31 protein-coding genes are annotated in these 24936 nt (G+C 62.5%); 17 read left to right on the top strand and 14 right to left on the bottom strand.

The features are described 5' to 3' along the window. Nucleotides 1–90: 90 nt before the first annotated feature. The gene (locus tag AN401_RS16705; protein WP_142995587.1) at nt 91–282 is read left to right on the top strand and encodes a hypothetical protein; all 192 of its coding nucleotides are present in this window, start codon (nt 91–93) and stop codon (nt 280–282) included. Nucleotides 283–336: 54 nt separating this feature from the next. On the opposite strand, the gene yjgA is transcribed toward AN401_RS16705, so the two are convergent. Next, on the bottom strand, nt 337–858 hold the full coding sequence (yjgA, locus tag AN401_RS16700) for a ribosome biogenesis factor YjgA (protein ID WP_094039216.1): 522 nt from the start codon (nt 856–858) through the stop codon (nt 337–339). Nucleotides 859–960: 102 nt separating this feature from the next. On the opposite strand from yjgA, the gene pmbA reads away from it, so the two are divergent. Further along, a complete protein-coding gene (pmbA, locus tag AN401_RS16695) occupies nt 961–2301 on the top strand; it encodes a metalloprotease PmbA (protein WP_094039215.1) in 1341 nt (446 codons plus the stop codon). 350 nt (nt 2302–2651) lie between these two features. On the opposite strand, the gene mgtE is transcribed toward pmbA, so the two are convergent. From mgtE to AN401_RS16640, 11 genes are read right to left on the bottom strand one after another with little or no spacing between them, the layout of a single operon-like run. Continuing rightward, nucleotides 2652–4013 (bottom strand): magnesium transporter, encoded by a 1362-nt coding sequence (gene mgtE, locus AN401_RS16690; protein ID WP_094039214.1) that lies wholly within the window; start codon nt 4011–4013, stop codon nt 2652–2654. Between the two features lie 29 nt (nt 4014–4042). After that, nucleotides 4043–4318, bottom strand: coding sequence for an HPr family phosphocarrier protein (locus AN401_RS16685; protein ID WP_094039213.1), 276 nt, complete (start codon nt 4316–4318; stop codon nt 4043–4045). Next, on the bottom strand, nt 4305–5171 hold the full coding sequence (gene rapZ, locus AN401_RS16680; RefSeq protein ID WP_094039212.1) for an RNase adapter RapZ: 867 nt from the start codon (nt 5169–5171) through the stop codon (nt 4305–4307). Before rapZ ends, AN401_RS16685 begins: the two co-directional genes overlap by 14 nt. Before the next feature lie 11 nt (nt 5172–5182). After that, nucleotides 5183–5629: a PTS IIA-like nitrogen regulatory protein PtsN gene (gene ptsN / locus AN401_RS16675; protein WP_094039211.1), complete on the bottom strand. Its 447-nt coding sequence runs from the start codon at nt 5627–5629 to the stop codon at nt 5183–5185. A 2-nt stretch (nt 5630–5631) separates the two neighbouring features. Beyond that, entirely contained in the window at nt 5632–5919 is a 288-nt protein-coding gene (gene hpf, locus AN401_RS16670) for a ribosome hibernation promoting factor (RefSeq protein ID WP_094039210.1), read from the bottom strand. A gap of 24 nt (nt 5920–5943) precedes the next feature. After that, on the bottom strand, nt 5944–7377 hold the full coding sequence (locus AN401_RS16665) for an RNA polymerase factor sigma-54 (RefSeq protein WP_094039209.1): 1434 nt from the start codon (nt 7375–7377) through the stop codon (nt 5944–5946). A gap of 52 nt (nt 7378–7429) precedes the next feature. Beyond that, nucleotides 7430–8155: an LPS export ABC transporter ATP-binding protein gene (lptB, locus tag AN401_RS16660; RefSeq protein ID WP_094039208.1), complete on the bottom strand. Its 726-nt coding sequence runs from the start codon at nt 8153–8155 to the stop codon at nt 7430–7432. A gap of 3 nt (nt 8156–8158) precedes the next feature. Further along, nucleotides 8159–8653 (bottom strand): lipopolysaccharide transport periplasmic protein LptA, encoded by a 495-nt coding sequence (gene lptA, locus AN401_RS16655; RefSeq protein WP_232513340.1) that lies wholly within the window; start codon nt 8651–8653, stop codon nt 8159–8161. 1 nt (nt 8654) lies between these two features. Further along, the gene (lptC, locus tag AN401_RS16650) at nt 8655–9203 is read right to left on the bottom strand and encodes an LPS export ABC transporter periplasmic protein LptC (protein WP_096779965.1); all 549 of its coding nucleotides are present in this window, start codon (nt 9201–9203) and stop codon (nt 8655–8657) included. Next, on the bottom strand, nt 9200–9754 hold the full coding sequence (gene kdsC, locus AN401_RS16645) for a 3-deoxy-manno-octulosonate-8-phosphatase KdsC (RefSeq protein ID WP_408645777.1): 555 nt from the start codon (nt 9752–9754) through the stop codon (nt 9200–9202). Before kdsC ends, lptC begins: the two co-directional genes overlap by 4 nt. Next, entirely contained in the window at nt 9751–10725 is a 975-nt protein-coding gene (locus tag AN401_RS16640) for a KpsF/GutQ family sugar-phosphate isomerase (protein ID WP_096779963.1), read from the bottom strand. The genes kdsC and AN401_RS16640 overlap by 4 nt, the downstream gene beginning before the upstream one ends. A 203-nt stretch (nt 10726–10928) precedes the next feature. On the opposite strand from AN401_RS16640, the gene mlaF reads away from it, so the two are divergent. Genes mlaF through murA form a run of 7 tightly spaced genes read left to right on the top strand, consistent with a single transcriptional unit; the run spans nt 10929 to nt 15446 of the window. After that, entirely contained in the window at nt 10929–11726 is a 798-nt protein-coding gene (gene mlaF, locus AN401_RS16635) for a phospholipid ABC transporter ATP-binding protein MlaF (RefSeq protein WP_094039203.1), read from the top strand. Further along, the gene (mlaE, locus tag AN401_RS16630; RefSeq protein ID WP_094039202.1) at nt 11720–12499 is read left to right on the top strand and encodes a lipid asymmetry maintenance ABC transporter permease subunit MlaE; all 780 of its coding nucleotides are present in this window, start codon (nt 11720–11722) and stop codon (nt 12497–12499) included. The genes mlaF and mlaE overlap by 7 nt, the downstream gene beginning before the upstream one ends. Before the next feature lie 6 nt (nt 12500–12505). Next, on the top strand, nt 12506–12979 hold the full coding sequence (gene mlaD, locus AN401_RS16625) for an outer membrane lipid asymmetry maintenance protein MlaD (RefSeq protein ID WP_094039201.1): 474 nt from the start codon (nt 12506–12508) through the stop codon (nt 12977–12979). Between the two features lie 24 nt (nt 12980–13003). Then, nucleotides 13004–13645 (top strand): phospholipid-binding protein MlaC, encoded by a 642-nt coding sequence (gene mlaC, locus AN401_RS16620; RefSeq protein ID WP_176442021.1) that lies wholly within the window; start codon nt 13004–13006, stop codon nt 13643–13645. Continuing rightward, the gene (locus AN401_RS16615; protein WP_096779962.1) at nt 13642–13926 is read left to right on the top strand and encodes an STAS domain-containing protein; all 285 of its coding nucleotides are present in this window, start codon (nt 13642–13644) and stop codon (nt 13924–13926) included. The genes mlaC and AN401_RS16615 overlap by 4 nt, the downstream gene beginning before the upstream one ends. After that, complete coding sequence (locus tag AN401_RS16610) at nt 13913–14173, top strand: BolA family protein (protein ID WP_094039198.1); 261 nt, start codon at nt 13913–13915, stop codon at nt 14171–14173. The genes AN401_RS16615 and AN401_RS16610 overlap by 14 nt, the downstream gene beginning before the upstream one ends. A gap of 13 nt (nt 14174–14186) precedes the next feature. After that, nucleotides 14187–15446, top strand: coding sequence for a UDP-N-acetylglucosamine 1-carboxyvinyltransferase (gene murA, locus AN401_RS16605; RefSeq protein ID WP_096779961.1), 1260 nt, complete (start codon nt 14187–14189; stop codon nt 15444–15446). 519 nt (nt 15447–15965) lie between these two features. Here the strand turns inward: murA and degS are convergent. Both degS and AN401_RS16595 read right to left on the bottom strand, forming a co-directional pair. Beyond that, the gene (degS, locus tag AN401_RS16600) at nt 15966–17063 is read right to left on the bottom strand and encodes an outer membrane-stress sensor serine endopeptidase DegS (protein ID WP_096779960.1); all 1098 of its coding nucleotides are present in this window, start codon (nt 17061–17063) and stop codon (nt 15966–15968) included. 95 nt (nt 17064–17158) lie between these two features. Next, the gene (locus AN401_RS16595; protein WP_094039195.1) at nt 17159–18517 is read right to left on the bottom strand and encodes a DegQ family serine endoprotease; all 1359 of its coding nucleotides are present in this window, start codon (nt 18515–18517) and stop codon (nt 17159–17161) included. A gap of 208 nt (nt 18518–18725) precedes the next feature. Between AN401_RS16595 and zapE the strand changes: the two genes are divergently transcribed. The 8 genes from zapE to AN401_RS16555 all read left to right on the top strand — a co-directional run bounded on the left by zapE (nt 18726) and on the right by AN401_RS16555 (nt 24904). After that, a complete protein-coding gene (zapE, locus tag AN401_RS16590; RefSeq protein ID WP_096779959.1) occupies nt 18726–19820 on the top strand; it encodes a cell division protein ZapE in 1095 nt (364 codons plus the stop codon). A gap of 254 nt (nt 19821–20074) precedes the next feature. Further along, the gene (gene rplM / locus AN401_RS16585) at nt 20075–20503 is read left to right on the top strand and encodes a 50S ribosomal protein L13 (RefSeq protein ID WP_094039193.1); all 429 of its coding nucleotides are present in this window, start codon (nt 20075–20077) and stop codon (nt 20501–20503) included. Nucleotides 20504–20518: 15 nt separating this feature from the next. Then, a complete protein-coding gene (gene rpsI / locus AN401_RS16580; protein WP_094039192.1) occupies nt 20519–20911 on the top strand; it encodes a 30S ribosomal protein S9 in 393 nt (130 codons plus the stop codon). A 287-nt stretch (nt 20912–21198) separates the two neighbouring features. After that, nucleotides 21199–21789, top strand: a complete 591-nt coding sequence (gene petA, locus AN401_RS16575; RefSeq protein WP_094039191.1) for a ubiquinol-cytochrome c reductase iron-sulfur subunit — start codon at nt 21199–21201, stop codon at nt 21787–21789. Between the two features lie 2 nt (nt 21790–21791). Then, nucleotides 21792–23009, top strand: coding sequence for a cytochrome b (locus tag AN401_RS16570; RefSeq protein ID WP_094039190.1), 1218 nt, complete (start codon nt 21792–21794; stop codon nt 23007–23009). Further along, nucleotides 23006–23740, top strand: a complete 735-nt coding sequence (locus tag AN401_RS16565; RefSeq protein WP_094039189.1) for a cytochrome c1 — start codon at nt 23006–23008, stop codon at nt 23738–23740. Before AN401_RS16570 ends, AN401_RS16565 begins: the two co-directional genes overlap by 4 nt. A gap of 88 nt (nt 23741–23828) precedes the next feature. After that, complete coding sequence (sspA, locus tag AN401_RS16560) at nt 23829–24458, top strand: stringent starvation protein SspA (RefSeq protein ID WP_094039188.1); 630 nt, start codon at nt 23829–23831, stop codon at nt 24456–24458. A gap of 11 nt (nt 24459–24469) precedes the next feature. Beyond that, nucleotides 24470–24904, top strand: a complete 435-nt coding sequence (locus AN401_RS16555) for a ClpXP protease specificity-enhancing factor (protein ID WP_198401915.1) — start codon at nt 24470–24472, stop codon at nt 24902–24904. Nucleotides 24905–24936 lie beyond the last annotated feature (32 nt).

Raw genomic sequence — 24936 nt, 5'->3', positions numbered from 1 at the left:
GTGAAAAGCCTTTTTCTGTGCGATTCGGGCGGGGGCAAGGGTCTAATCATTGTTGCCGCAGGTGCGGCAGCGGAATGGGAGGCCATAAAGATGAAAACCTTGCTATCGATAGCCTTTGCCTCTGTTCTTGGGTTGATGTTGATGCCGGCGCAGGCCGGAGTAGTGCTGGATATGCAGCAGCCCGTAGTGCAGGAAATGGCAACAAGGGGCGACGGTGTAGATAACCGTGAATGTGCAATACAGAAACGAATGGGTAAAAAACCGGCGGATATGTGTTTCTAGGCGCTGATGTTACCCGGTAACGTTCAACGGGAGCCGCGGCTCCCGTTGTGTTGTTCAGGGTTCCAGCTGCTGCTTGAGGTACTGGAACAGTTCCCGGTAGGCCTTGGGCGGTAGCCCGGCGGCCAGTTCCTTCCGGCCCTGGCGTGCCAGCTGGCGCAGTTTCTGCCTATCCAGCTCCCGGTATTCCGCCAGCAGGGCATCCACGCCCTTGTCCCCTTCCTTGATCAGCCGGTCCCGCCACAGCTCCAGCTTGTGGAAATGGGCATTGGCCACGGCGCTCTTGTGGTCGAAGGCGGCCAGGGCCTCCTGAATGGCGGACACGTCCCGGCTGCGCATCAGCTTGCCGATAAACTGCAGGTGCCGGCGCAGGGCTTCCCGCTTATTGCCGAGCCTGTGTGCCAGGGCGATGGCGTCCTGCAGTTCTTCGTCCAGGGGTACCTTGGCCAGCTCGCTGGGTTTGAGTTTAACCAGGGACTCGCCCAGTTGCTGCAGGGCGTGGCTTTCCCGCTTCATTTCGCTCTTGCTGACCCATTCGATCTCGTCGTCGTGATCGGGGTGCTCGTCGTGGTGGCGCATGGCGTTTCCGTTTCAACAAAGATTTACATATATAGTACCAGCTTCTCCCAAGGGGCGCAGGGGTCTGTTATGCTAACTCCAAACAGAGCCAGCGATTTCATTATGACCCCCGAAGAGATTCAAACCGAACAGAGCCAGCTCGAACTGGCGGTAGAGCAAGCCCTGGATGCGGCCAAGCGGCTCGGGGCCGAGTCGGCGGAAGTATCCATCAGCAAGCAGACCGGCCTGTCGGTCAATACCCGCAACGGCGAGCTGGAAAACATCGAGTTCAACAAGGACGGCGCCCTCGGCATCGCCGTTTACCGGGGCGGCCGCAAGGGCTCGGCCTCCACTTCGGACCTGCGTCCCGACGCCATCGCCCGCACCGTGGCGGCGGCCCTGGATATCTCCCGCTACACCACGGCCGATCCCTTCGCCGGCATCGCCGAGGCCGCGGAACTGGCCTGGGACGCTCCGGAGCTGGCGCTGTGCTTTCCCCATCCCCTGGAACCGGCGGACGGCATCGAGCTGGCGCTGCGCTGCGAGCAGCATGCCCTGGGTCGGGACAGCCGCATCAAGCAGTCGGACGGCGCCAGTTTTTCCAGCAACCTCGGCATCAAGGTGTACGGCAACAGCCATGGCTTCGTCAAAGGCTATGCGGGCAGCCGCTTCGGCCTGAGCTGCGTGCTGATCGGCGAGCAGGACGGCGACATGCAGCGCGAGTACGGCTACACCTCGGCGCGCAGCTTCGAGGATCTCTGGACCCCGGAACGGGTGGCGGACGAGGCGGTCAGCCGCACCCTGGGCCGCCTGGGCGGGCGCAAAATCGGCACCACCCAGGCGCCGGTGCTGTTCCATCCGGACGTGGCCTCGGGCCTGTTCGGCCACCTGGTGATGGGGATCAGCGGCGGCAACCTTTACCGCAAGTCCTCCTTTTTGCTCGATGCCCTGGGCACTCGCATCTTCCCGGACTGGCTCGACATCCACGAGCAGCCGCACCTGGACAAGGGCCTGGCCAGTGCTCCCTTCGACAACGAGGGCGTACGCACCCACGACCGTCATATCATCGAAGGGGGCGAACTCAAGAGCTACCTGCTGACCAGCTACTCGGCGCGCAAGCTGGGGCTGCCGCTCACCGGCCACGCCGGCGGCATCCACAACTGGCGGGTGTCGAGCAGCGGCCAGAGCCTGGAGCAACTGCTTAAGCTGATGGGCACCGGCCTGCTGGTGACCGAGATGATGGGCCAGGGGGTCAATATCGTCACCGGCGACTATTCCCGCGGCGCCGCCGGCTTCTGGGTGGAGAACGGCGAAATCGCCTACCCGGTGGAGGAGATCACCATCGCCGGCAACCTGAAGCAGATGTTTGCCGGTATCCAGGCCATCGGCACCGACGTGGAAACCCGCTCCAGCCTGCAGACCGGCTCGGTGCTGGTCGACAACATGAAGATCGCAGGGCAGTAAAGAAAGCCGGAAGCGAGAAGCTGGAAGCTATAAGAAAGGGCCTATGCGGCCCTTTGTCGTCCCTATTGCCCGCAGCTGCCTGCTGGTATCACCCTCAGATGGCATCGGGGCTGGAAAGAGGCTACAGGGATCGCCTCCGCCGACCGTCACCTGCCAGGGGGCGCGAAGCGCCTTGCTCCGCCGCCAGCATCGCGAAGCGATGATACGGCGGTTTCCGCGACATTCGGCAGGTGCGAGCCTACATGGACGTACTTGCGGCGTGTCGGCGGAGGTGGCCCTGTTGCCTCTTCTCTACGTCAAATCAGGCAGCCAGACCTTGTGACTACAAGCCAGGCTTCCAGCATCCAGCTTTAGTTCAGCAGGATCAGCGTCGCAAGGCCCAGAAACGACAGCAGGCCGACGATATCGGTGATGGTGGTCAGGGCCATGGAGCCGGCCAGGGCCGGGTCTATGTTGAGCTTGCGCATGGCCAGGGGGATCATGGCGCCGGCCATGCCCGCCACCGACAGGTTGATGAACATGGCCGCCGCTATCACCAGGCCTATCTGCCAGCTGTCTTTCCACAGGCTGACCACCACCGCTATCATCAGCGCCCACAGCATGCCGTTGATCAACCCCACCATGGCCTCCTTGGTCAGCAGCCAGCGGGCGTTGCTGTCGCCGATGTGGCCCACCGCCATGCCGCGGATCACCAGGGCCAGGGTCTGGTTGCCGGCGATGCCGCCCATGGACGGCACTATGGTCATCAGGATGGCCAGGGTGGCCAGCTGGTCCAGGGTAGCCTCGAACATGTTGGACACGCTGGCGGCGGCCAGGGCGGTGCCCAGGTTGACGGTCAGCCAGACCGAACGGCGGCGGGCGCTGGTCAGCACGGGCGCGAAGGTGTCTTCATCGTCGGCCATCTTGGCCATGCCCATCATGGAGTGTTCCCCTTCCTCCCGGATGATGTCCACCACGTCATCGATGGTGATGCGGCCCAGCAGGCGGCGTTCCTCGTCCACCACCGGCGCCGACAGCCAGTCGTGGCGTTCGAACAGGTTGGCCACCTCGGTGTCGGACATGGTCAGCGGAATGGCTTCCACCGAGGTGTCCATCACTTCCGCCACGGTGGCGGTGGGCGCCTGCACCACCAGGCTGGCCAGGGGCATGTCCCCCAACAGGCGGTTGTGCTGATCCACCACATAGAGGGTATCGGTGCCGTCGGGCAGTTCGCTGTGGCGGCGCAGGTAACGCAGCACCACGTCGATGGTCACGTCCGGGCGCAGGGTGATGAACTCGGTGTTCATCAGCGAGCCGGCGGTGTCTTCCGCATAGGACAGGGCCTGCTCGGCCCGCTGCCGGTCCTGCTCGTCCATCCGGTCCAGCACCTGGCTGAACAGCTGCTCGGGCAGATCCCGCAGCACATAGGCCAGATCGTCCGACTCCATGTCCTCCAGGGCGATGGCCAGCTTGTCCGGATCCATCAGCCGGATGATGCCGTCCCGCACTTCTTCCGACAGCTCTTCCAGGATCTCGCCGTAGTCGTCGGGATCGATCAGCTGCCACAGTACCTTGCGGCTGGGGGAGGGGGAGGATTCGAGCAGCCAGGCCACGTCGCCCGGGCGCATCTGCTGCAGCATGCGCCGTACGTGCACGAACATGCCGCTGTTCAGCGCCTGGGTGATGCTGTCCAGCTGATCCGGTGTCCTGGGGTGGTCTAATGGCTCGGTCATCCGGGCTCCGGGGCGAGGGGAGGAGGGGGTTATTCGGATTCGTTGAAGCGGTCGGCCACCAGCCGGGCCACGGCCTCCATCGCCGCCTCCGCGTCCGGGCCTTCGGCCACCACCCGGATGGCGTGACCCTGGGCGGTCTCCAGCATCAGCAGGCCCATGACGCTGTTGGCCGGCGCCTGTTTGTCCTGGTTGCAGACGGTGACGGTGGCGTCGAACTGCTGCGTCAGTTGCACCAGCTGGATGGCGGCCCGGGCGTGCAGCCCCAGCTTGTTGACGATTTCCAGATCCCGTTCAATTCTCGGCATTGCGTTTTTCCAGTGTTCTGTGTCGAAGTTGCACGCTCTTGCCCATCTGCCGGAATACCCGGGCCAGCTGTTCGGCGAGGAACACCGAGCGGTGCTGGCCGCCGGTACAGCCGATGGCCACGGTGACGTAGCTGCGGTTGTTGCGCTCCAGGTGCGGCATCCAGGTGATCAGCAGGTTTTCTATCTGCCACAGGTATTTCATCACCTCGGGCTGGCCGGCCAGGTAGTCGGCCACCGGCTCGTCGCGGCCGGTGAAGGGGCGAAGCTCGGCAATCCAGTGGGGATTGGGCAGGAAGCGGGCGTCGAACACGAAGTCGGCGTCCTTGGACACCCCGTACTTGTAGCCGAAGGATTCGAACACCCAGTTCAGCTCCTTTTCCTTCTTGCCGAGGATGCGCTCGCGGATGATCTCACTCAGATCGTGGATGCTTAAGGCCGAGGTATCGATGCGCAGATCCGCGTCCGAGGACAGGGGCGCCAGCAGGTGGGTCTCCTCCCGGATGGCCTCATCCAGGGTCAGGCTGTGGCGGGACAGGGGATGCAGCCGGCGAGTGTCGCCGAAACGGCGGATCAGCGCCGCGTTGTCGGCATCGATAAAGATGCTGGAGAGGGAAACGCCTTCCATGGCCCTGACTTCGGCCAGGCAGGCTTCCAGTTTGTCGGGGCTGTCAGGCAGGTTGCGCACGTCGATGCTGACCGCCACCTCGCCCGGCCTGTGCCGGCGCATCTGCACCAGATCCGGCAGCAGTTCGACGGGCAGGTTGTCGACGCAGTAATAGCCCAGGTCCTCGAGTACCCGCAGGGCCACGGTTTTACCCGAGCCGGAGCGACCGCTGACGATCACCAGTTGCATGGCGCTTGTCCTCAGGCGGAGATCATGATCTGATAGAGTTCGTCATCGCTGCCGGCCTGGCGCAACTGCTTGCATACCTGCTTGTTGCTGAGCTTTTCGGCGATCAATGACAGTGTCTTGAGGTGCTGTTTGCACTCCTGCTCGGGGACCAGCAGGGCAAAAACCAGGCCGACCGGCTGGTTGTCGATGGCATCGAACTCCACCGGCTCGGCGAAAGTGAGTAATACGGCGGTCGCCTTGTTGTCATCGCTGATACGGCCGTGGGGAATGGCGATGCCATTGCCGATGCCGGTGCTGCCCATCTTTTCCCGGGCCAGCAGGCAATCGAACAGCTGCTGGCTGCTGATGTTCAGGTGCTGGGCGGCCAGCTCGCTGATGATTTCCAGGGCACGTTTCTTGCTCGTGCAGGGAACTGCACTGCGGGTGCAGTCCCTGCTCAGTATGTCGGCGACTTCCATGGTTATTTTTGCTTGAGCTTCTCTTTGTGTTTGATGATCTGGCGATCCAGCTTGTCGATCAAGCCGTCGATGGCCGCATACATGTCTTCGTGCTGGGAGTTGGCGAAGACTTCGCCGCCGCTGACGTTCAGCTTGGCTTCGGCGATCTGCTGCAGTTTTTCCACGTTGAGGATGACGTGCGCATTGGTAATGTGGTCGAAGTGACGCTCCAGCTTGGAAAATTTGCTGTTCACATAGTCACGCAGTGAGTCTGTGATTTCCACATGGTGTCCAGTCAGGTTTATTTGCATAACGTCTTCCTTCTTGGTCTGCCTTTAAACCAGGCGTTTACGCTGATTGGAAGGGGGGATGGCCAGTGACTCCCTGTACTTGGCGATGGTCCGCCTGGCCACCTGTATCCCCTGTTCGGCCAGCAACTGGGCGATCTTGCTGTCGCTCAGCGGCTTGGCCGGGTTTTCCGCCCCGACCAGTTTCTTGATCAGGGCGCGAATCGCCGTCGAGGAGCACTCCCCGCCGTCGTCGGTTCCCACGTGGCTGGAGAAAAAATACTTCAGCTCGAACACCCCCCGGGGGGTGTGCAGGAACTTCTGGGTGGTCACCCGCGAGATGGTGGACTCGTGCATTTCCACCGCCTCGGCCACATGGTTCAGCACCATGGGCTTCATGGCTTCCTCGCCATACTCAAAGAATGCCTGTTGTTGCTCGACAATACAATTGGCAACCTTGAGCAGGGTCTCATTTCGGCTTTCCAGGCTCTTGAGAAACCACTTGGCGTCCTGCAGGTGGTTGCGGATGAACTGGCCGTCCTCGCTGTTGCGCGGCTGCCGGGCCATGGCGGCATAGGTCTGGTTGAGGCGGACCTTGGGCATGGCCTCGGGGTTGAGCTCCGCCACCCAGGCACCGTTGCGCTTGGTTACCACCACGTCCGGGATCACGTATTCGGAACTGCTCTGGATGACGGTGTGGCCGGGCCTGGGCTCCAGCTGCTGGATCAGCGCCAGCACCTCCTTGAGTTCCTCCTCCTTGAGCCTGGCCTTGCGCTGCAGGGTGCGGTAGTCCCGGTTGCCGAGCAGATCCATATGCTGGTTGATCACCTCCCGGGCCTGCTGCAGCCAGGGGGTCTCGGGCGGGAACTGCTCCAGCTGGATGCGCAGGCATTCCTGGACGTTGCGGGCCGCCACCCCGATGGGATCGAAGTGCTGGATGCGCTTGAGCACCGCTTCCACCTCGTCCGCCTCGATCTCCAGCTCGTCGCCGGCCACCGCCTCCAGGATATCGGGGACGTCTATGGTGAGGTAACCGGCCTCGTCGATGGCATCGATGATGGCCAGGGCGATGGCTTGGTCGGTATCGCTGAAGGGGGTGAGGCGCATCTGCCACAGCAGGTAGTCCTGCAGGGTTTCGGTGGTCTCGCCCTGGTAGACGGTGTCCTCGGCGCCTTCGGGCAGGCCGCCGCCGGCGCCCGGGGAAGCGGTATAAAGCTCCTCCCAGTTGGTGTCCATGGGCAGGTCATCGGACAGCTGGCTCTGCTCCATGGCGGTGTCGGCGGCCAGCTGTTCTTCGTGGCGGGGCTCGGCCACATCGATGCTTTCCGGCTCATCCTGCTCCAGTAACGGATTGCTCTCCAGGGCTTGCTGGATCTCCTGCTGCAGTTCCAGGCTGGAAAGTTGCAGCAGGCGGATCGCCTGCTGCAACTGGGGCGTCATGGTCAGCTGCTGGCCCAAACGTAACTGAAGAGTTGGCTTCATCTTTTAAAAAAGTCCTTCTATATCGACCGCACTGTCATGATGCGGGGCCTGCTCAGAGGCTGAATTGTTCACCCAGATAGACTTTCTTGACCTGCTCGTCGGCGAGGATCTCGGCCGGGGTGCCGGCGGCGATGCGGTGGCCGTGGCTGACGATATAGGCCCGTTCGCACACATCCAGGGTTTCCCGTACATTGTGATCGGTAATTAGCACGCCGAGGCCCCGATCGCGCAGGTGCAGTATGATTTTCTTGATGTCGATCACCGAAATCGGATCCACCCCGGCGAACGGCTCGTCCAGCAGGATGAAGCGGGGGTCGGCCGCCAGGGCCCGGGCGATCTCCACCCGCCGCCGCTCGCCGCCGGACAGGCTCATCCCCAGGCTGTCGCGGATATGGGTAATATTAAACTCTTCCAGCAATTGCTCCATTTTCTCGCCGCGGCCGGCGGCGTCCAGATCCTTGCGGGTTTCCAGCACCGCCATCAGGTTGTCGGCCACGCTCAGGCGACGAAAGATGGAGGCCTCCTGGGGCAGGTAGCCGATGCCGGCCCGGGCCCGCAGGTGCATGGGCTGGAGGCTGATGTCCTGGTCGTCGATGGTGATGCTGCCCGCGTCCCGCTGCACCAGCCCCACTATCATGTAGAAGGAGGTGGTCTTGCCGGCGCCGTTGGGGCCGAGCAGGCCGACGATCTGACCGGTGTTGACGGTCAGGCTGACGTCGGCGACCACCTGGCGTCCCTTGTAGCTTTTCTGCAGGCCCCGTGCTTTCAGTGTCGCCATGGTTCAGTCCTGGCCCTGCTCGTTCAGGTTCTGCAACTGCTCGGGCAGGAAGATGGTGGTCACCCTGTCCTGGCCACCCTGGCTTTCCGCCTCCATCTGCTCCCGGTCGATGTGGTAGCGGATGCGGTAGCCGGTGACGATGTTGTCGTTCTGGGTAAGCTTGGCATCCTGCAGCAGGGTGATGGTGCGGGCGCGGATGTCGTAGTGGATCTCCCGGGCCTCGGCGTGCACCGGCTGGCCGTTGTCCAGGATCTGCTGGTAGGTGGCCGGGCTGCCCTGGGCGGTCATCGACTGCAGGCCCTGTTCGGTGCGGATCACCACCAGGCGGTCGGCACGCACGTCTATGGTGCCCTGCTTGACCACCACCCGGTCGCTGAAGGTGACCTTGTTCTCGGCCAGTTCCACCAGCTGGCGGCCGGCGTCTATGGTCACCGGCTGGCGGAAGTCCGACTCCCTGGCCTCGGCCAGGCCCAGGCCCAGGGCCAGCAGGCCGCCCATGCTAAGGATTGAAGTAAGTTGCCCGGGTTTCATGCAGTAGTTCCACCGTTTGTTGATCAAGGATGCCCAGCAGGCCCTGGCCCTGGGCCTGGTAGTGCGGGCTGCTCAGCTGGACGTCCCGGTTGGAGCGCAGCTGGTTGTTGATGAAGTCCAGTTCCAGGTATTCGGTGGTCAGGGTTTCCACCAGGGCATCCGGAAGCAGCCCCCGGCCGACCACGTTGCCGACCATCACCGCGTTGTCGCCGGTGTTGATGATGCCTTCATCCCCCTGCAACCGCCACTGGGGCTGGCCGTCGGGCGAATAGAGCAAGATAACAGGTTTTTCCATCAGGGTCATGGACAGCGGGTCGTAGTACTCGGCGTAGTCCGCTTCCAGCCCCCGGTAGGGCAGCCCGAGCCGGTTGTACTGGATGCTGGCCAGCCCCCGGGCCACGAAATCCGGCTGGTAATCCTGTTCGCCGAGCGGGCCCGGGCCCGCGGGTCTGAACCACTGCCAGGCGATCAGGGCGGCGAGGAAGAGGCCGCCGAACAGCCAGCTCTGGCGGCTCATAGGCTCATACCCCTGGCGTTGGCCAGTTCGCCGCGGGATTCCAGGATCAGATCGCAAACTTCGCGCACGGCGCCATGGCCGCCATGGATGCGGGTGACGTAGTCGGCGCCCCGCAGCACCAGGGGATGGGCGTCACAGACCGCCACGCCCAGGCCGCAATCGCGCATCACCGGCAGATCGACCACGTCGTCGCCGATATAGGCCACCTGTTCCGGCGCGAGCTTGAGGGTGTCGAGCAGGGCCTTGTAGCTGTGCATCTTGTCGCCCTGGCCCTGGTAGACGTGGCGCACCCCGAGGGAGGCCATGCGCTCGCTGACGATGCGCGAGTCCCGCCCGGTGATCACCGCCACCTGGATGCCGGCGTTGAGCAGCGCCTTGATGCCGAAGCCGTCCTTGGTGCAGAAGCTCTTGTATTCCTCGCCCTGGTTGCCCAGGTAGATCATGCCGTCGGACAGCACCCCGTCCACGTCGCAGATCAGCAGGCGGATCCCGGCCAGCCGCTGCCAGACGGCGTCGGCGACGGGACCGTAAAGGCTCTGTTGCTCCATCAGATCACCCCCGCCCGTAACAGGTCATGCATGTTGAAGGCACCCACCGGCCGGTTTTCTTCGTCCACCACCAGCAGGCCGCTGATTTTTTTCTCTTCCATCAGTTTGACCGCTTCGGCCGCCAGCATCTGGGCCCTGGCGGTGGTGCAGCGGCGGGTCATGACCTGCTCTATGGTGGTGTGGTGCACATCTATCTTGTGATCCAGGGTGCGGCGCAGGTCACCGTCAGTATAGATGCCGACCAGTCGCTCCTGCTCGTCGACCACGGCGGTGAAGCCGAGCCCGGTGCGGCCGATCTCCAGCAGCGCCTCGATGATCAGGGTATGGGGGCGAACCCTGGGCACCCGCTCGTCCTTGTGCATCAGGTCGCCGACCCGCAGCAGCAGGCGCTTGCCCAGGGCGCCGCCGGGGTGGCTCAGGGCGAAGTCGTCGGCGGTGAAGCCCCGGGCTTCGAGCAGGGCCACCGCCAGGGCATCGCCCATCACCAGGGCGGCGGTGGTGCTGGCGGTGGGGGCCAGGCCGAGCGGGCAGGCTTCCTGCTCCACCCGGGTGCACAGGTGCACGTCGGCCTCCCGCGCCATGGTGGAGCCGGGATTGCCGGTCAGGCAGATGAGCTTGAGGCCGCGGCGCTTGAGCACCGGCAGCAGGGACAGGATCTCGTCGCTTTCGCCGGAATTGGACAGGGCCAGTACCACGTCGCCCTGGCCTATCATGCCCAGGTCGCCATGGCTGGCCTCGCCGGGATGGACGAAAAAGGCCGGGGTGCCGGTGCTGGCCAGGGTGGCGGCAATCTTGTTGGCGATATGCCCCGACTTGCCCATGCCGGTAACGATGACCTTGCCCTGGCAGCGAAACATCAGCCGGCAGGCGGCATCGAAATCCTGATCAAGATATTGATAAAGGCCGTCGATGGCCGCCTTTTCAATATCCAGCACGCGACGGGCGGTTTTACGGTAATCAAATTCGGCTGACATAGCTCTCTCCACACCTTAGGCGGCGCCATTATAGAAAAGCTCGGGCCGATAAGCGACTGGTGCGGCGAGGATTCTGGCCCCCTGGCGGCCTGGCCGGCCCTTCCCGGACAGGGGGTGGCGCAGTTCCCCAGGAAAAAGCGCCGGCTCGGTTGCCCATCCCTCGGGGAACCCATACAATTCTTTCTTTTTTTCGGGGGATCAGTTTGAGCCAGAGCCTTGTCGAGATACGGGATCTTTGTTTCAGCCATGGAGAGCGCACCCTGTACGAGCGGATCAGCCTGCGGATCCCGCGCGGCAAGATCACCGCCATCATGGGGCCGAGCGGCATCGGCAAGACCACGCTGCTGCGCTTGATCGGTGGCCAGATCAAACCCGACAGCGGCGAGGTGCTGTTCGACGGCGAGTCCATTCCGTCCCTGAGCCGCTCCCGGCTGTACCGGGTACGCCGGCGCATGGGCATGCTGTTCCAGAGCGGGGCCCTGTTCACCGGCCTGTCGGTGTTCGATAACGTGGCCTTTCCGCTGCGTGAGCACAGCGGCCTGCCCGAGGCCATCATCCGTACCCTGGTGCTGATGAAGCTGGAGGCGGTGGGGCTGCGCGGCGCGGCGCGCCTGTATCCGGCCGAACTGTCCGGCGGCATGGCCCGGCGGGCCGCCCTGGCCCGGGCCATCGCCCTGGATCCGGACCTCATCATGTACGACGAGCCTTTCGCCGGCCAGGATCCCATCAGCATGGGCGTGCTGGTCAAGCTGATCTCGGAGCTGAACAAGGCCCAGGGGCTGACTTCCATCATCGTCACCCACGACGTGGACGAAGTGATGAGCATCGCCGATTACGCCTATATCATCGCCAACCGGCAGGTGGTCGCGGCGGGCACGCCGGCCGAGCTGCAGCAACACCGGGACCCCCAGGTTGTCCAGTTTTTGCAAGGCCAGGCGGACGGGCCCGTTCCTTTTCACTACCCGGCCCCCTCATTCAGAGAGTCGTTGAAGCTATGTTGATTGAATTGATCGGGCGGCTGGGGCAGCAGGGCGTGACCGCCGTGACCGCCCTGGGGCGGGCCGGCTTTATGCTGTTGCATGCCCTGCTGGGCCGTCCCCAGCCGAAGAAGCATTTTCCGCTGCTGGTGCAGCAACTGCAGGTGGTGGGCGTGCAGTCGGTGGCCATTATCCTGGTGTCCGGCCTCTTCATCGGCATGGTGCTGGCCCTGCAGGGCTACAACGTGCTGGTGGACTTCGGTGCCGAGGGCAGCCTGGGGCCCCTGGTGTCGCTGTCGTTGCTGCGCGAGCTGGGCCCGGTGGTGACCGCCCTGCTGTTCGCCGGCCGGGCCGGTTCGGCCCTGACTGCGGAGCTGGGGCTGATGAAGGCCACCGAGCAGCTCTCCAGCCTGGAAATGATGGGCATAGATCCCCTGCGGCGGGTGGTGGCACCGCGCTTCTGGGCCGGTTTCATCAGCATGCCGCTGCTGGCCTTCATGTTCAGCATCGTCGGCATCTGGGGCGCCAAGCTGGTGGGTGTCGACTGGCTGGGGGTGGACGAGGGCGGTTTCTGGTCGGCCATGCAGGCCGCGGTGGACTGGCAGGAAGACATCATGCAGGGCTTTGTCAAGAGCCTGGTGTTCGCCCTGGTGGTGACCTGGATTGCCCTGTTCAACGGTTTCGATGCCCGTCCCACGGCGGCGGGCATCAGTCAAGCGACCACCAAGACAGTGGTGCATTCATCTTTGGCGGTGCTGGGGCTCGATTTTGTGCTGACCGCCGTCATGTTCGGGTAGACAATAATGAAATACAGCAAACTGGAATTCAGCGTCGGCTGCTTTATGCTGGCCGGGATAGGTGCCCTGCTGCTGCTGGCATTCAAGGTGGCGGGGGTGAGCCTCAACCACCAGGGGGAAACCTATACCCTCTATGCCAAATTCGATAATATCGGCGGCCTCAAGGTCCGCTCTCCGGTCAAGGTGGGCGGCGTGGTGGTGGGCCGGGTCAGTCAGATCGGCCTGGATCCCCGGGATCAGGTACCGGTGGTGACCCTGGTGCTGAACAGGGAGGCCGGCGAATTCGCCGAGAGCAGCACCGCCTCCATCCTCACTTCCGGGCTGCTGGGCGAGCAGTACCTGGGGCTGAACCCCGGTTTTGCCGACGAGGAGATGGGCATCGGCATGCTGCGGGACGGCGACACCATAGCCCATACCCAGTCGGCGCTGGTGCTGGAAGAGCTGATCGGCAAGTTTATCTATTCCATCGGTAACAACTGATCCGTGGGACAATCCTGAGGAGTGATGATGAAGAAGATACTGATTTCCTGGCTGCTGGCCCTGGGTACCCTGTGGGCCCCCCTGACCGCCTCGGCCACCTTTTCCGACCCCTACACCCTGATGAGTGAAGTGGCCCAGAACACCTTCGATCGCCTTAACCGGGAGCAGGCCCAGATCAAGGCCAATCCCGAGCACCTGCGCACCATAGTGCGGGAGGAGATGCTGCCGGCGGTGGACGTACGCTTTTCCGCCTTCCGGGTGATCGGCAACCAGCTCAACAACACCACCCCGGAGCAACGCGAGCGCTTCGTGGATGCCTTCAGCGACTACCTGGTGGTGACCTATGCGGACGCCCTGGCGGCCTATAACGACCAGACCCTGGACATCGGCCGCGGCCGGGTAGCGGAAGGCGAGCGCCTGGTGACGGTGCCGGTGAAGGTGTTGGAGCCGAACAAGCCGGACATCATGGTGGAATTCAAACTGCGTCAGAACACCCGCACCGGCGAGTGGCGGGTATTTGACATGGTGGCCGAGGGCATCAGCCTGCTGTCCGCCAAGCAGACCGAACTGAGCGGCCTTATCCGCCAGAACGGCATCGATGCGGTAACCCGCCAGTTGCAGGACCACACCAAGAAGCCGGTCACGCCGCTGGAACGGCCTCAATGAGGCTGGAACGCGCCCTGACCCGGGACGAGCTGCCAGCCTACTGGGCGGAGCGGCACTCCCTGTTCACCCTGGAGCGGGTGGAACTGAGCGCGGTGGAACAACTGGATTCGGTGGGCCTGGCCTTCCTGGTGCAATGGAGCCAGGCCCTGGCCGCCGAGGGCAAGACCCTGACCCTGTCGTCGCCACCGGCCAGTTTCTACCCCCTTGCCGATTTATACGGGGTCGGTTCCCTGTTCGAACTGACCGACAACCCTTGCGGGAGCAAAAATGGATCTGAATAACGAAGTCGAGCGGCTGTTGCGGGAAGCCCTGTCCCTGGACGAGCTTTATGTCAAAAGCGAAGGCAGCCATTTCGAAGTGATTGCCGTATCTGCGGATTTTGCCGACATGAGCCGGCTCAAGCGCCAGCAGGCGATCAACGGTCCCTTGATGGAGCTGATCGCCCAGAACGCCATCCACGCACTGACCATCAAAACCTTTACTCCCGAGCAGTGGGCCCGGGAGCGAAAATTTATCATGCCGTCCTGACGTAGGAGCCGAGATGGACAAATTCAAGATTCAGGGACCTTGCCGCCTGGCGGGTGAGGTCACCATATCCGGCGCCAAGAACGCGGCCCTGCCGATACTGTTCGGGACCCTGCTGTGCGACGAGGCGGTGCACCTGACCAATGTACCCCGGCTGAAGGACGTGGATACCACCCTGCAGCTGCTGGCCTCCATGGGGGTGACCGTCAGCGTCAACGGTGACGTCACCGTGCTGGCCGGGGCCGTCAACAGCCATGTGGCACCCTACGAACTGGTGCGCACCATGCGCGCCTCGATCCTGGCCCTGGGCCCCCTGGTGGCCCGCTTCGGCAAGGCGGATGTGTCCCTGCCCGGCGGCTGTGCCATCGGTGCCCGTCCGGTCAACCTGCATATCCATGGCCTGGAGCAGATGGGCGCGCGCATCCGGGTGGAGGACGGCTACATCAAGGCGCGGGTCGACGGCCGCCTGAAAGGCGCTCATATCCTGATGGACATGGTCAGCGTCACCGGCACCGAAAACCTGATGATGGCGGCGGTGCTGGCCGAGGGCCGCACCATTATCGAAAACGCGGCGCGCGAGCCGGAGGTGGTGGATCTGGCCCACTTCCTCAACGCCCTGGGCGCAAAAATCCAGGGCATCGGCCAGGATACCCTGATCATCGATGGGGTCGAGGCCCTGCACGGCGGCGATTACCGGATCCAGCCGGACCGGATCGAAACCGGCACCTTCCTGGTGGGCGCGGCCATCACCGGCGGCGACATCACCTGCCGCAACACGGATCCCCACCTGCTGGAAGCGGTGCTGGTCAAGCTGAAGGACGCGGGCGCCCTGGTGGAAACCGGCGAGGACTGGATCCGCCTCGACATGAGCAACCGGGTGCTCAAGCCGGTGGACATCAAGACCGCGCCCTACCCGGCCTTTCCCACCGACATGCAGGCCCAGTTCACCGTGCTCAACGCCGTGGCCAAGGGGGTGGGGCGGGTCACCGAAACCATCTTCGAGAACCGCTTTATGCACGTGCCCGAGCTCAACCGCATGGGCGCCAATATCGAACTCAACGGCAACCTGGCCATCTGCGGCGACACCGAGCAGCTGACCGGTGCCACCGTCATGGCCACGGATCTGCGCGCCTCTGCCAGCCTGGTGCTGGCCGGTTTCGTCGCCCAGGGCACCACCATAGTGGACCGCATCTACCATATCGACCGGGGCTACGAGGACATCGAGGCCAAGCTGTCCGGCCTGGGCGGCAAGATAGAGCGGATCAAAGGCAACTAAAGCCGGAAGCCGTAAGCTAGAAGCGATCAACTGCCCGAGTGGGCTGTTGAACAAGTAAAAAGGGAAGACAATCTTTGTCTTCCCTTTTTTGTATGTTCAGTCTGCAATAATGGGCTTCCAGCCTGGCTTTTAGTCACAAGTTTTTGTTGACTTTAGATCAGCAAAACATCGGCCAAAGCGCACAGCTCCTCCGGCACGCCGTAAACCCCTCCCTGGGGGCTCCGCCGCGCCCTCCCTGGCGCGGAGGGCCGGCGGAGCTGCGCCCTTTGTCCTCTCTGTCGCCCCGATGCCGCCTGCTGGCACCATCTTCAAACGGCGTCGGGGCTTGAAAGAGGCAACAGGGATGGCCTCCGCCGACCGTCACATGCCAGGGATGGCATGTGCGAGCCTACATGGATGTACTTGCGGCGTGTCGGCGGAGGTAGCCCTGCTGCCTCTTCTCTGCGCTGAATCAGACAGTCGGACTTGTGACTAAGAGTCAGGCTTCCAGCTTCCAGCTTCCAGCTTCCAGCGCTCGCGTCAGCGCAGCCGCTGGAAGCGGCTGTCTTCCTCTATGTTCACCTTCAGGGTCAGGCTCTGCCCGGCCCGCAGCAGGGTAATGTCGATCTGGGTGCCGGGGCGGGTCTCGGCCACCAGATCCATGGCATGGCGGGCATTGACGATGGCCTTGCCGTCGATCTCCAGCAGCACGTCCCCGGCCTGTATGCCGGCCTGCTCCGCCGGCCCGCCCGCATTCACCGCATCCACATAGATGCCGGAGCGCTCGCCCAGGTTGAGCAACTGGGCCATCACCAGTGGAATGTCGGCACCGCCGATGCCCAGGTAGCCGCGGATCACCCGGCCGTGCAGGATCAACTCCTGCATGATGCGATGGGCCAGGGCGTAGGGAATGGCGAAGTTGATGCCGTAGCTTTCCTGGTGGGCCAGGCTCTGGAAGGAGGCGGTATTGATGCCCACCATTTCGCCGTAGACGTTGACCAGGGCCCCCCCCGAGTTGCCGGCGTTGATGGCGGCGTCGGTCTGCAGCAGGTCCTGGCGGCCATTGCTGTCCGGCCCCATGCTGGACAGGCCGGTGCGGCCGGTGGCGCTGATGATGCCCTGGGTGATGGTCTGGCCAACGTTGTAGGGGTTGCCGATGGCCAGCACGATGTCCCCGACCTTGGGGTTGAGGTTGGGATCCTGGGGGATCACCGGCAACTGGTTGGCTTCTATCTTCAATACCGCCAGATCCGTGGGCACGTCGAAACCGGTGACCTCCCCGGCGATGATGCGGCCATCCTGCAAGGCCACCACCACCTGATCCGCATCGGCGATGACGTGGTAGTTGGTGAGCACATAACCCTGCTCCGACATAATGACCCCGGAGCCCAGGCCGGTGGCGCTGAGCTCGGGCGCCTCGGTGCCGCGCTGGAAGCTGCGGGTGTAGATATTGACCACGGCGGGCCCGGCCCGGCCGGCGGCATAGGAGAAGCTGGACACGCCCACCTGCTGGTTGCGCCACCAGTGCTCGAAGGGTTGGGTACGCAGCTGAGGAAACAGCAGCAGCAGCAGCACGGCCATCAACACCCCGGTAAGGGTGGACTGGAGCAGGAATTTGAACAAGGAGGCTGACCGCATGGGTTGACGTGATGGCCGTAGAATGACCCCAGCATAACATAAAGCGCCGGGGTTGGGAGTCTGCACCTGGGCAGACTCCCTTCGGCATCAAGCGGTTACCTGAGCACCAGGTAGATGGAGGAGTTGCCGCGCTGGATATTGAGCGCGATCACCGCAGGCTTGCCCTGGATGATCTGGCGCAGATCATTGAGGTTGCGCACCCGCTGGCGGTTGACTCCGATGATGATGTCGTCCTTCTCCAGTCCGGACAGGGCCGCCGGGGAGCGGGCCGTGACCTCGGTGATCTTGACCCCCTGCACCGGGTCGCCGCTGCCGGTATTGGCCAGGGCCGCTCCTTCCAGGGACTCGTGCAGGGTGTTGGCCTGGATATTGGCTTCGTCGGCCCGGGTCAGGGTCACATCCACCTTCTGCTCCTTGCCGTCCCGGAACAGGCCCAGGCTCACCGTCTTGTCCGCACCCATGGTGGCGACCTTGGCCCTCAGTTCGCTGAAGGAGCGGATCGGCTGGCCATCCAGGCTGATGATGATGTCGCCGGCCTGCAGCCCGGCCTTGGCGGCGGCGGAGTTTTCCAGCACCTGGCTGACGAAGGCGCCATGCTGGCTGCGGTAGCCGAAGGTGCGGGCCAGCTCGGAAGTGAGTTCGCCGCCCATCACCCCCAGGACGCCACGGCGTACCTCGCCGTATTCGAGGATCTGCTCGGCCAGGTTCTTGACCATGTTGGCGGGAATGGCGAAACCGATACCGATATTGCCCCCGCCCGGCCCCAGGATGGCGGTGTTGATGCCGACCAGCCGGCCTTCCAGATCGAGCAGGGCTCCGCCGGAGTTGCCGGAGTTGATGGCGGCATCGGTCTGGATGAAGTTTTCCAGGTTTTCCACGTTGAGGCCGGAGCGTCCCAGGGCGCTGATCACGCCGGTGGTGACGGTCTGGCCCAGTCCGAAGGGGTTGCCGATGGCGATGGCGAAGTCGCCGACCCGCAGGCGATCGGAATCGGCGAATTCGATTTCCACCAGATCCTTGGCGTCCACCTTGAGCAGGGCGATATCGGACTGCTTGTCGGCACCGATCAGCTCAGCCTCATACTCCTGGCCATCGATCAGGGTGATCAAGATCTTGTCGGCATCTTCGATCACGTGGTTGTTGGTGATCACATAACCCTGTTTCGCATCGATGATGACGCCGGAGCCCAGGGCCTGGAAGGGCCTTTCCTGGATCTGTTCGTCCGGCATGTTGGGGCCGAAGAAGAAACGGAAGGGCTCGGGCAGTACCTGGCGGCTGACCTTGCTGCCGGAAACCGAGATGTTGACCACGCCGGGGCTGACCTTTTCCACCACCGGGGCCAGGCTGTTGATGTTGGAGCCGGCCCCGAAGGGCAGGGCGGCCTGGGCGACAGGCAGTACCGCCAGCCCCAGGGCGAGGGCCAAGGCGGAAACAAGGGGGAGACGACCTTTCATGTGCATGCTCCTAACTCGAGAGGGTATTCAGGGAAATTGTTCAATCTGACCGGGACAGGGCGACAAGAGTTCCGGTATGGCCACAATTACTTATCACCATTAATTGTGCCTTTTGCATGGAAGATCAAGCCCCTGCCGCCGGCTGGGGCTTGCCCGGCGGGGGACAGGGCATTTACACTGAGCCCCCCTGTCGTTTTTGTATACCCTAATGACCCCGAGCGAAAAATACCAGGCAGATCTCAGCCGTACCGATTTTGTCCGCGATGCCGCCCAGGCCATGGCCGTGTCCCACCTGCAGCGGCTGTTCGATGAGCTGAACCGGCCCCGGGAGGAGCCCAGACTCAGCCTGTGGCAGAAACTGACCGGCAAGCAGGTGCCGCAGCAGGCGATCAGGGGGCTTTACTTCTGGGGCGGCGTCGGCCGCGGCAAGACCTACCTGGTGGACACCTTCTACGATTGCCTGCCGTTCGACAACAAGCTCCGGGTCCATTTCCACCGCTTCATGGGGCGGGTGCACGACGAGCTGAAAACCCTCAAGGGTCAGTCCGATCCGCTCAAGGTGGTGGCCGAGCGGCTGGCCCGGGAAGCGAGGGTGATCTGCTTCGACGAGTTCTTCGTGTCCGATATCACCGATGCCATGATACTGGGAACCCTGTTCCAGTACCTGTTCGGCCATGGGGTCATACTGGTGGCCACCTCCAATATCCCGCCGGACGAGCTCTACCGCAACGGCCTGCAGCGCGCCCGTTTCCTGCCGGCGATAGCGCTGATCAAGGAGAACTGCGAGGTGGTCAACGTCGATTCGGGCGTGGACTACCGCCTGCGTACCCTGGAGCAGGCGGAGATTTATCATTCGCCCCTGGACGCCCAGGCCAAGACCAACCTGGAGCAGTATTTCGCCCGCCTGACCAACGAGCCGGGCAGTTGGGGGGGGAGCATCGACATCAACCACCGCCGGCTGAAGACCATAGCGGAAGGGGACGGGGTGCTCTATATCGATTTCCAGGAGTTGTGCTGCACGGCCCGCTCCCAACTCGACTATATCGAGCTGGCGCGCTGCTACCATTCGGTGCTGCTGGCCAACGTCATGCCCATGGGACTGGACAGCGACGATGCCGCCCGGCGTTTTATCGCCATGGTCGACGAATTCTACGAACGCCACGTCAAGCTGATCATCTCGGCGGCGGTGCCGATGGAGCAGCTCTACGGCCAGGGCCGGCTCAATTTCGAGTTCAAACGCTGCCTTTCCCGGCTCACCGAAATGCAATCCCATGAATATCTTGCCAGGGAGCACCTTCCTTAGTCACAATATGCGCCCCCGTGATCCGGGCATGATCGCGGGGAAGGGGCGGGCGGGCCGGCTAATTTCAATGGGCATTGAAATTAGCAGGTGATTTTTAAGGCAACTTTACCTATAATCGCCCGGCCCACGTTACACAGCCACCGATAAGGTGGCATCACAGTAAGCAGACTGGTGCTCGAAGGGGTGCAGGTCTGGTCGTGTTTTGCGCATCTGCGCAAGTGTAGGATTCATTATTCAGTAATTTGGGTTCATCCATGAAAACTTTTGTTGCTAAGCCAGAAACCGTAAAGCGTGACTGGTATGTTGTTGATGCAGAGGGCAAAACTCTGGGTCGTCTGGCCACCGAGATAGCTCGCCGCCTGCGTGGTAAGCACAAGCCGGAATTTACTCCCCACGTTGACTGCGGTGACTACATCATCGTGATCAACGCCGAGAAAGTTCAGGTAACCGGCAATAAAGCCGAAGACAAGATCTACTACTCTCACTCCGGTTTCCCCGGTGGTATCAAGTCCATCAGCTTCGAGAAGCTGATCGACCGCAAGCCCGAGATGGTCATCGAGTCTGCCGTTCGCGGCATGCTGCCCCGTGGCCCGCTGGGTCGTGCCATGTTCCGCAAGATGAAAGTCTTCGCGGGCAGCCAGCACAACCACGCTGCGCAACAACCTCAAGTACTGGACATCTAAGACGGGATTAGGCAAATGGCAGAAACTCAATACTACGGTACCGGTCGTCGCAAGAGCTCCACTGCGCGCGTATTCGTAAAGCCGGGCAGCGGTAACATCGTTATCAACAAGCGCTCACTGGATCAGTATTTCGGTCGTGAAACCGCCCGCATGGTGGTACGTCAGCCGCTGGAACTGGTCGAGATGACCGAGAAACTGGACCTGTACATCACCGTTGCCGGTGGTGGCATCTCCGGTCAGGCCGGCGCTATCCGTCACGGCATTACCCGTGCCCTGATGCAATACGACGAAACCCTGCGTGGCGCCCTGCGCAAGGCTGGCTTCGTGACTCGCGACGCCCGTCGCGTCGAGCGTAAGAAAGTCGGTCTGCACAAAGCGCGTAAGCGTCCCCAGTTCTCCAAGCGTTAATTGGGATTGCAGTTTTGTATATCAAAAGCCCGGGTTCACCCGGGCTTTTCTGTATTGGGTGCCATGGGTCGAATTCACCAATAATCTGTTGTTTTACAACAAATTATCTTGCTAAATAACAGCTTTTCGGCCCTTTCCCCGTCCTTGTAAAAGACAGCGCTTTTCTTTAGAATTTCGGGGTTTTTTTGTGGCAATTGAAACCATAATATCCGCCGCGGTTGTCACAAGCACGCTCAATGCATGGAACGAACAATAAACGCGCGGAGACCAAATGGGAGAGTTTTTGGATGAGCAATGCGCCAGTTGATACCGGCCGTCGCAGATTTCTGACCTGGTCCACCACAGCCGTGGGTGGGGTCGGAGCTGTCTTTGCCGCAGTGCCCTTTATCGCATCGTGGAACCCCAGTGCCAAGGCGAAAGCGGCCGGGGCTCCGGTAGAAGTAGACGTCAGCAAGATGGAACCCGGTCAGTTGATCCGGGTGGAGTGGCGAGGCAACCCGGTATGGGTCGTGCGCCGGACCCAAGAGATCCTGGATGGCCTGCCCAAGCACGACAACCAGCTGCGGGATCCCAATTCCGACGAGCCGCAGCAGCCGGAATACGCCCAGAACGCGTATCGCTCGATCAAGCCGGAACTGTTCGTGGCCGTGGGCCTGTGCACCCACCTGGGCTGTTCGCCGACCTACCTGCCCAACACCTTCGGTGAGCAGGTACAGGGCGTGAGCGCCGGTTTCTTCTGCCCCTGCCACGGCTCCAAGTTCGACATGGCCGGACGAGTGTTCCAGGGCGTTCCCGCCCCGCTGAACCTGGTCATCCCCCCCTATTACTATGTCAACGATACCACCATCCTGGTCGGTGAAGACAAGGAAGGAGCCTAACCATGCTGGGTAAACTCGTAGCCTGGATCGACGAGCGCATTCCGATGACGGCGACCTACAACAAGCATGTAGGTCAATATCCCGCGCCGAAAAACTTCAATTTCTGGTACTTCTTCGGCTCCCTGGCCATGCTGGTCCTGGTCAACCAGATCCTGACCGGCATCTGGCTGACCATGAACTACAACCCCTCCGGTGAGGGCGCTTTCGCCTCCATCGAGTACATCATGCGCGACGTGGAGTACGGCTGGCTGCTGCGTTACATGCACTCCACCGGGGCCTCCGCCTTCTTCGTGGTGGTCTACCTGCACATGTTCCGCGGCCTGATCTACGGTTCCTACCAGAAGCCGCGCGAGCTGCTGTGGATCTTCGGCATGCTGATCTTCCTGGTGCTGATGGCGGAAGCCTTCATGGGCTACCTGCTGCCCTGGGGCCAGATGTCCTTCTGGGGGGCCCAGGTCATCATCTCCCTGTTCGGGGCCATTCCGGTGATCGGCGACGATCTGACCCTGTGGATCCGCGGTGACTACGTTATCTCCGGCGCCACCCTGAACCGCTTCTTCGCGCTGCACGTCATCGCCCTGCCGCTGGTGCTGGTGCTGCTGGTGTTCCTGCACATCGTCGCCCTGCACGAAGTGGGTTCCAACAACCCCGACGGCATCGACATCAAGAAGAACAAGGACGAGAACGGCTGGCCGAAAGACGCCATCCCCTTCCATCCCTACTACACCGTCAAGGACGTGGTGGGCGTGGCCGGCTTCCTGTTCATCTTCGCCTTCGTGATCTTCTTCATGCCGGAAGGCGGCGGCTACTTCCTCGAGGCGCCCAACTTCGAGGCGGCCAATGGCCTGAAGACGCCCGAGCACATCGCGCCGGTGTGGTACTTCACCCCCTTCTACGCCATCCTGCGGGCCGTGCCCGACAAGCTGATGGGCGTTATCCTGATGGGGCTGTCCATTGCCGTGCTGTTCGTGCTGCCCTGGCTGGATCGCTGCAAGGTGCGCTCCTTCCGCTACCGCAGCAAGCTGCACCTGCTGAATATCGTGCAGTTCGTCATCTGCTTCATCATTCTGGGTATCCTGGGCGCGCTGCCGTCCACGCCGGCACTGACCCTGCTTGCCCAGGTGTGTTCGTTCGGCTATTTCGCCTTCTTCGTCCTGTTGTTCTTCTACAGCAAAAACGAGAAAACCAAGCCGCTGCCAGAGAGGGTTACGTTCAAATGAAGAAGTTAATCATCGCCGTCTTTGCCCTGCTGCCCTCGCTGGTGATGGCCGCCGGCGCCAGCGTACCGCTGGACAAGGCCAACTACGATCTGCGCGACCAGGCTTCGCTGCAGAACGGGGCCAAGCTGTTCATGAACTATTGCGCCGGTTGTCACAACACCCAGTACCAGCGCTACAACCGGGTGGCCGAGGACTTGGGCATTCCGGAAGACATCATGCAGGCCAACCTGATCTTTACCGGTGCGCCCATCGGTGAGTTGATGCGCAGCGCCATTCCCGAACAGGATGCCGCCAACTGGTTCGGTGCGCCGCCGCCCGACCTGACCCTGGTGGCCCGGGTGCGTGGTGCCGACTGGCTCTATACTTACCTGCGTTCCTTCTACAAGGACGACAGCCGTCCCTTCGGTGTGAACAACCTGGTGTTCCCGTCCGTGGGCATGCCTCACGTGCTGGAACCGCTGCAGGGCAGCGCCCGGCTGGAAACCGTGACCCGCATGGTCGATGGCCATGAGGTGGAAACCCCGGTCGGCATCAAGGCCGATGGCAACGGCGAGATGACGGCGGAAGAATACGATCACGCCGTGCTGGATATCGTCAACTTCCTGGTGTACTCCGGCGAGCCGATGAAACTGGAACGTCAGCGCCTGGGCTACTGGGTGCTGGGTTTCCTGGCCATCTTCTTCGTCTTTGCGTATCTGCTGAAGAAAGAATATTGGCGTGACGTACACTGATTAGACATTGTCTAAGCTAAACAGGGGAGCGGCAATGGGGCTAACATGCTTCCATTGCCGTTCCCATTTATGATCTGCGGAGGATTCAATGGCAGTTGCGGCCAACAAGCGTTCCATCATGACGTTGTTTTCAGGTGCTGACGACATCTACAGCCACCAGGCGCGTATCGTCCTGGCGGAGAAAGGGGTCAGTGTGGAGATCAGCCAGGTCGAGCCTGGCAGCCTGCCCGAGGACATGCTGGAGCTGAACCCCTACGGCACAGTGCCGACCCTGGTCGATCGGGAGCTGGTGCTTTACGAGTCTCGCATTATCATGGAGTACCTGGACGAGCGCTTTCCCCATCCGCCCCTGATGCCGGTGTATCCGGTGGCCCGGGGCAACAGCCGGTTGATGATGCATCGCATCGAGCAGGACTGGTATTCCCTGGTCGAGCGCATCCAGCGCGGCGATCGGGCGGAAGAGGCCCGCAAGGAGCTGCGCGAGGCGCTGCTGGCCATCGCCCCGGTGTTCGCCGAGTATCCCTACTTCATGAGCGAGGAGTTCAGCCTGGTGGATTGCTACATGGCACCCCTGCTGTGGCGGCTGCCCTCCCTGGGGATAGAGCTGTCCGGGCGTGGCGCCAAGGAAATCAAGGCCTACATGATCCGGTTGTTCGAGCGGGAGTCCTTCCAGGCGTCCCTGACCGAGGCCGAGCGCGATATCGGCGGCAAGGTATAACCATGGACCAGATGACGCCCAGCCGGCCCTATCTGCTGCGTGCCTTCTATGACTGGCTGCTGGACAACGAGCTGACGCCGCACCTGCTGGTGAATGCGGAGGTGCCCCACACCATGGTGCCCCCGCAGTATGTCAAGGACGGTCAGATAGTGCTGAGTATCGCCCCGCAGGCGGTGGTGGGGCTGCAGATGGACAACGAGGCGGTCAGTTTCAATGCCCGCTTCGGGGGTTCTCCCTTCCAGGTCTATATTCCGCTGGCGGCCATCGTCGCCATCCAGGCCCGGGAAAACGGCGCCGGCACCTTTTTCCCGCCGGAGCCGGCCTATGAGGAATGGCTGGCCGCGGCCAGCGCCCCCCAGGAGGACGAAGCCACCCCGCCGGAAATGGGGGAGGCCCAGCCATCCAGTGGCAAGAAGGGCAAGCCCAACCTTCGGGTGATCAAATAAAAAAACGCAGCCATCAGGCTGCGTTTTTTTAC

The sequence above is a fragment of the Zobellella denitrificans genome, assembly GCF_002407485.1.
Classification (GTDB): domain Bacteria; phylum Pseudomonadota; class Gammaproteobacteria; order Enterobacterales; family Aeromonadaceae; genus Oceanimonas; species Oceanimonas denitrificans.
Note: the sequence above shows the minus strand (reverse complement) of the source record. Positions and strands in the feature narration are given on the sequence as shown.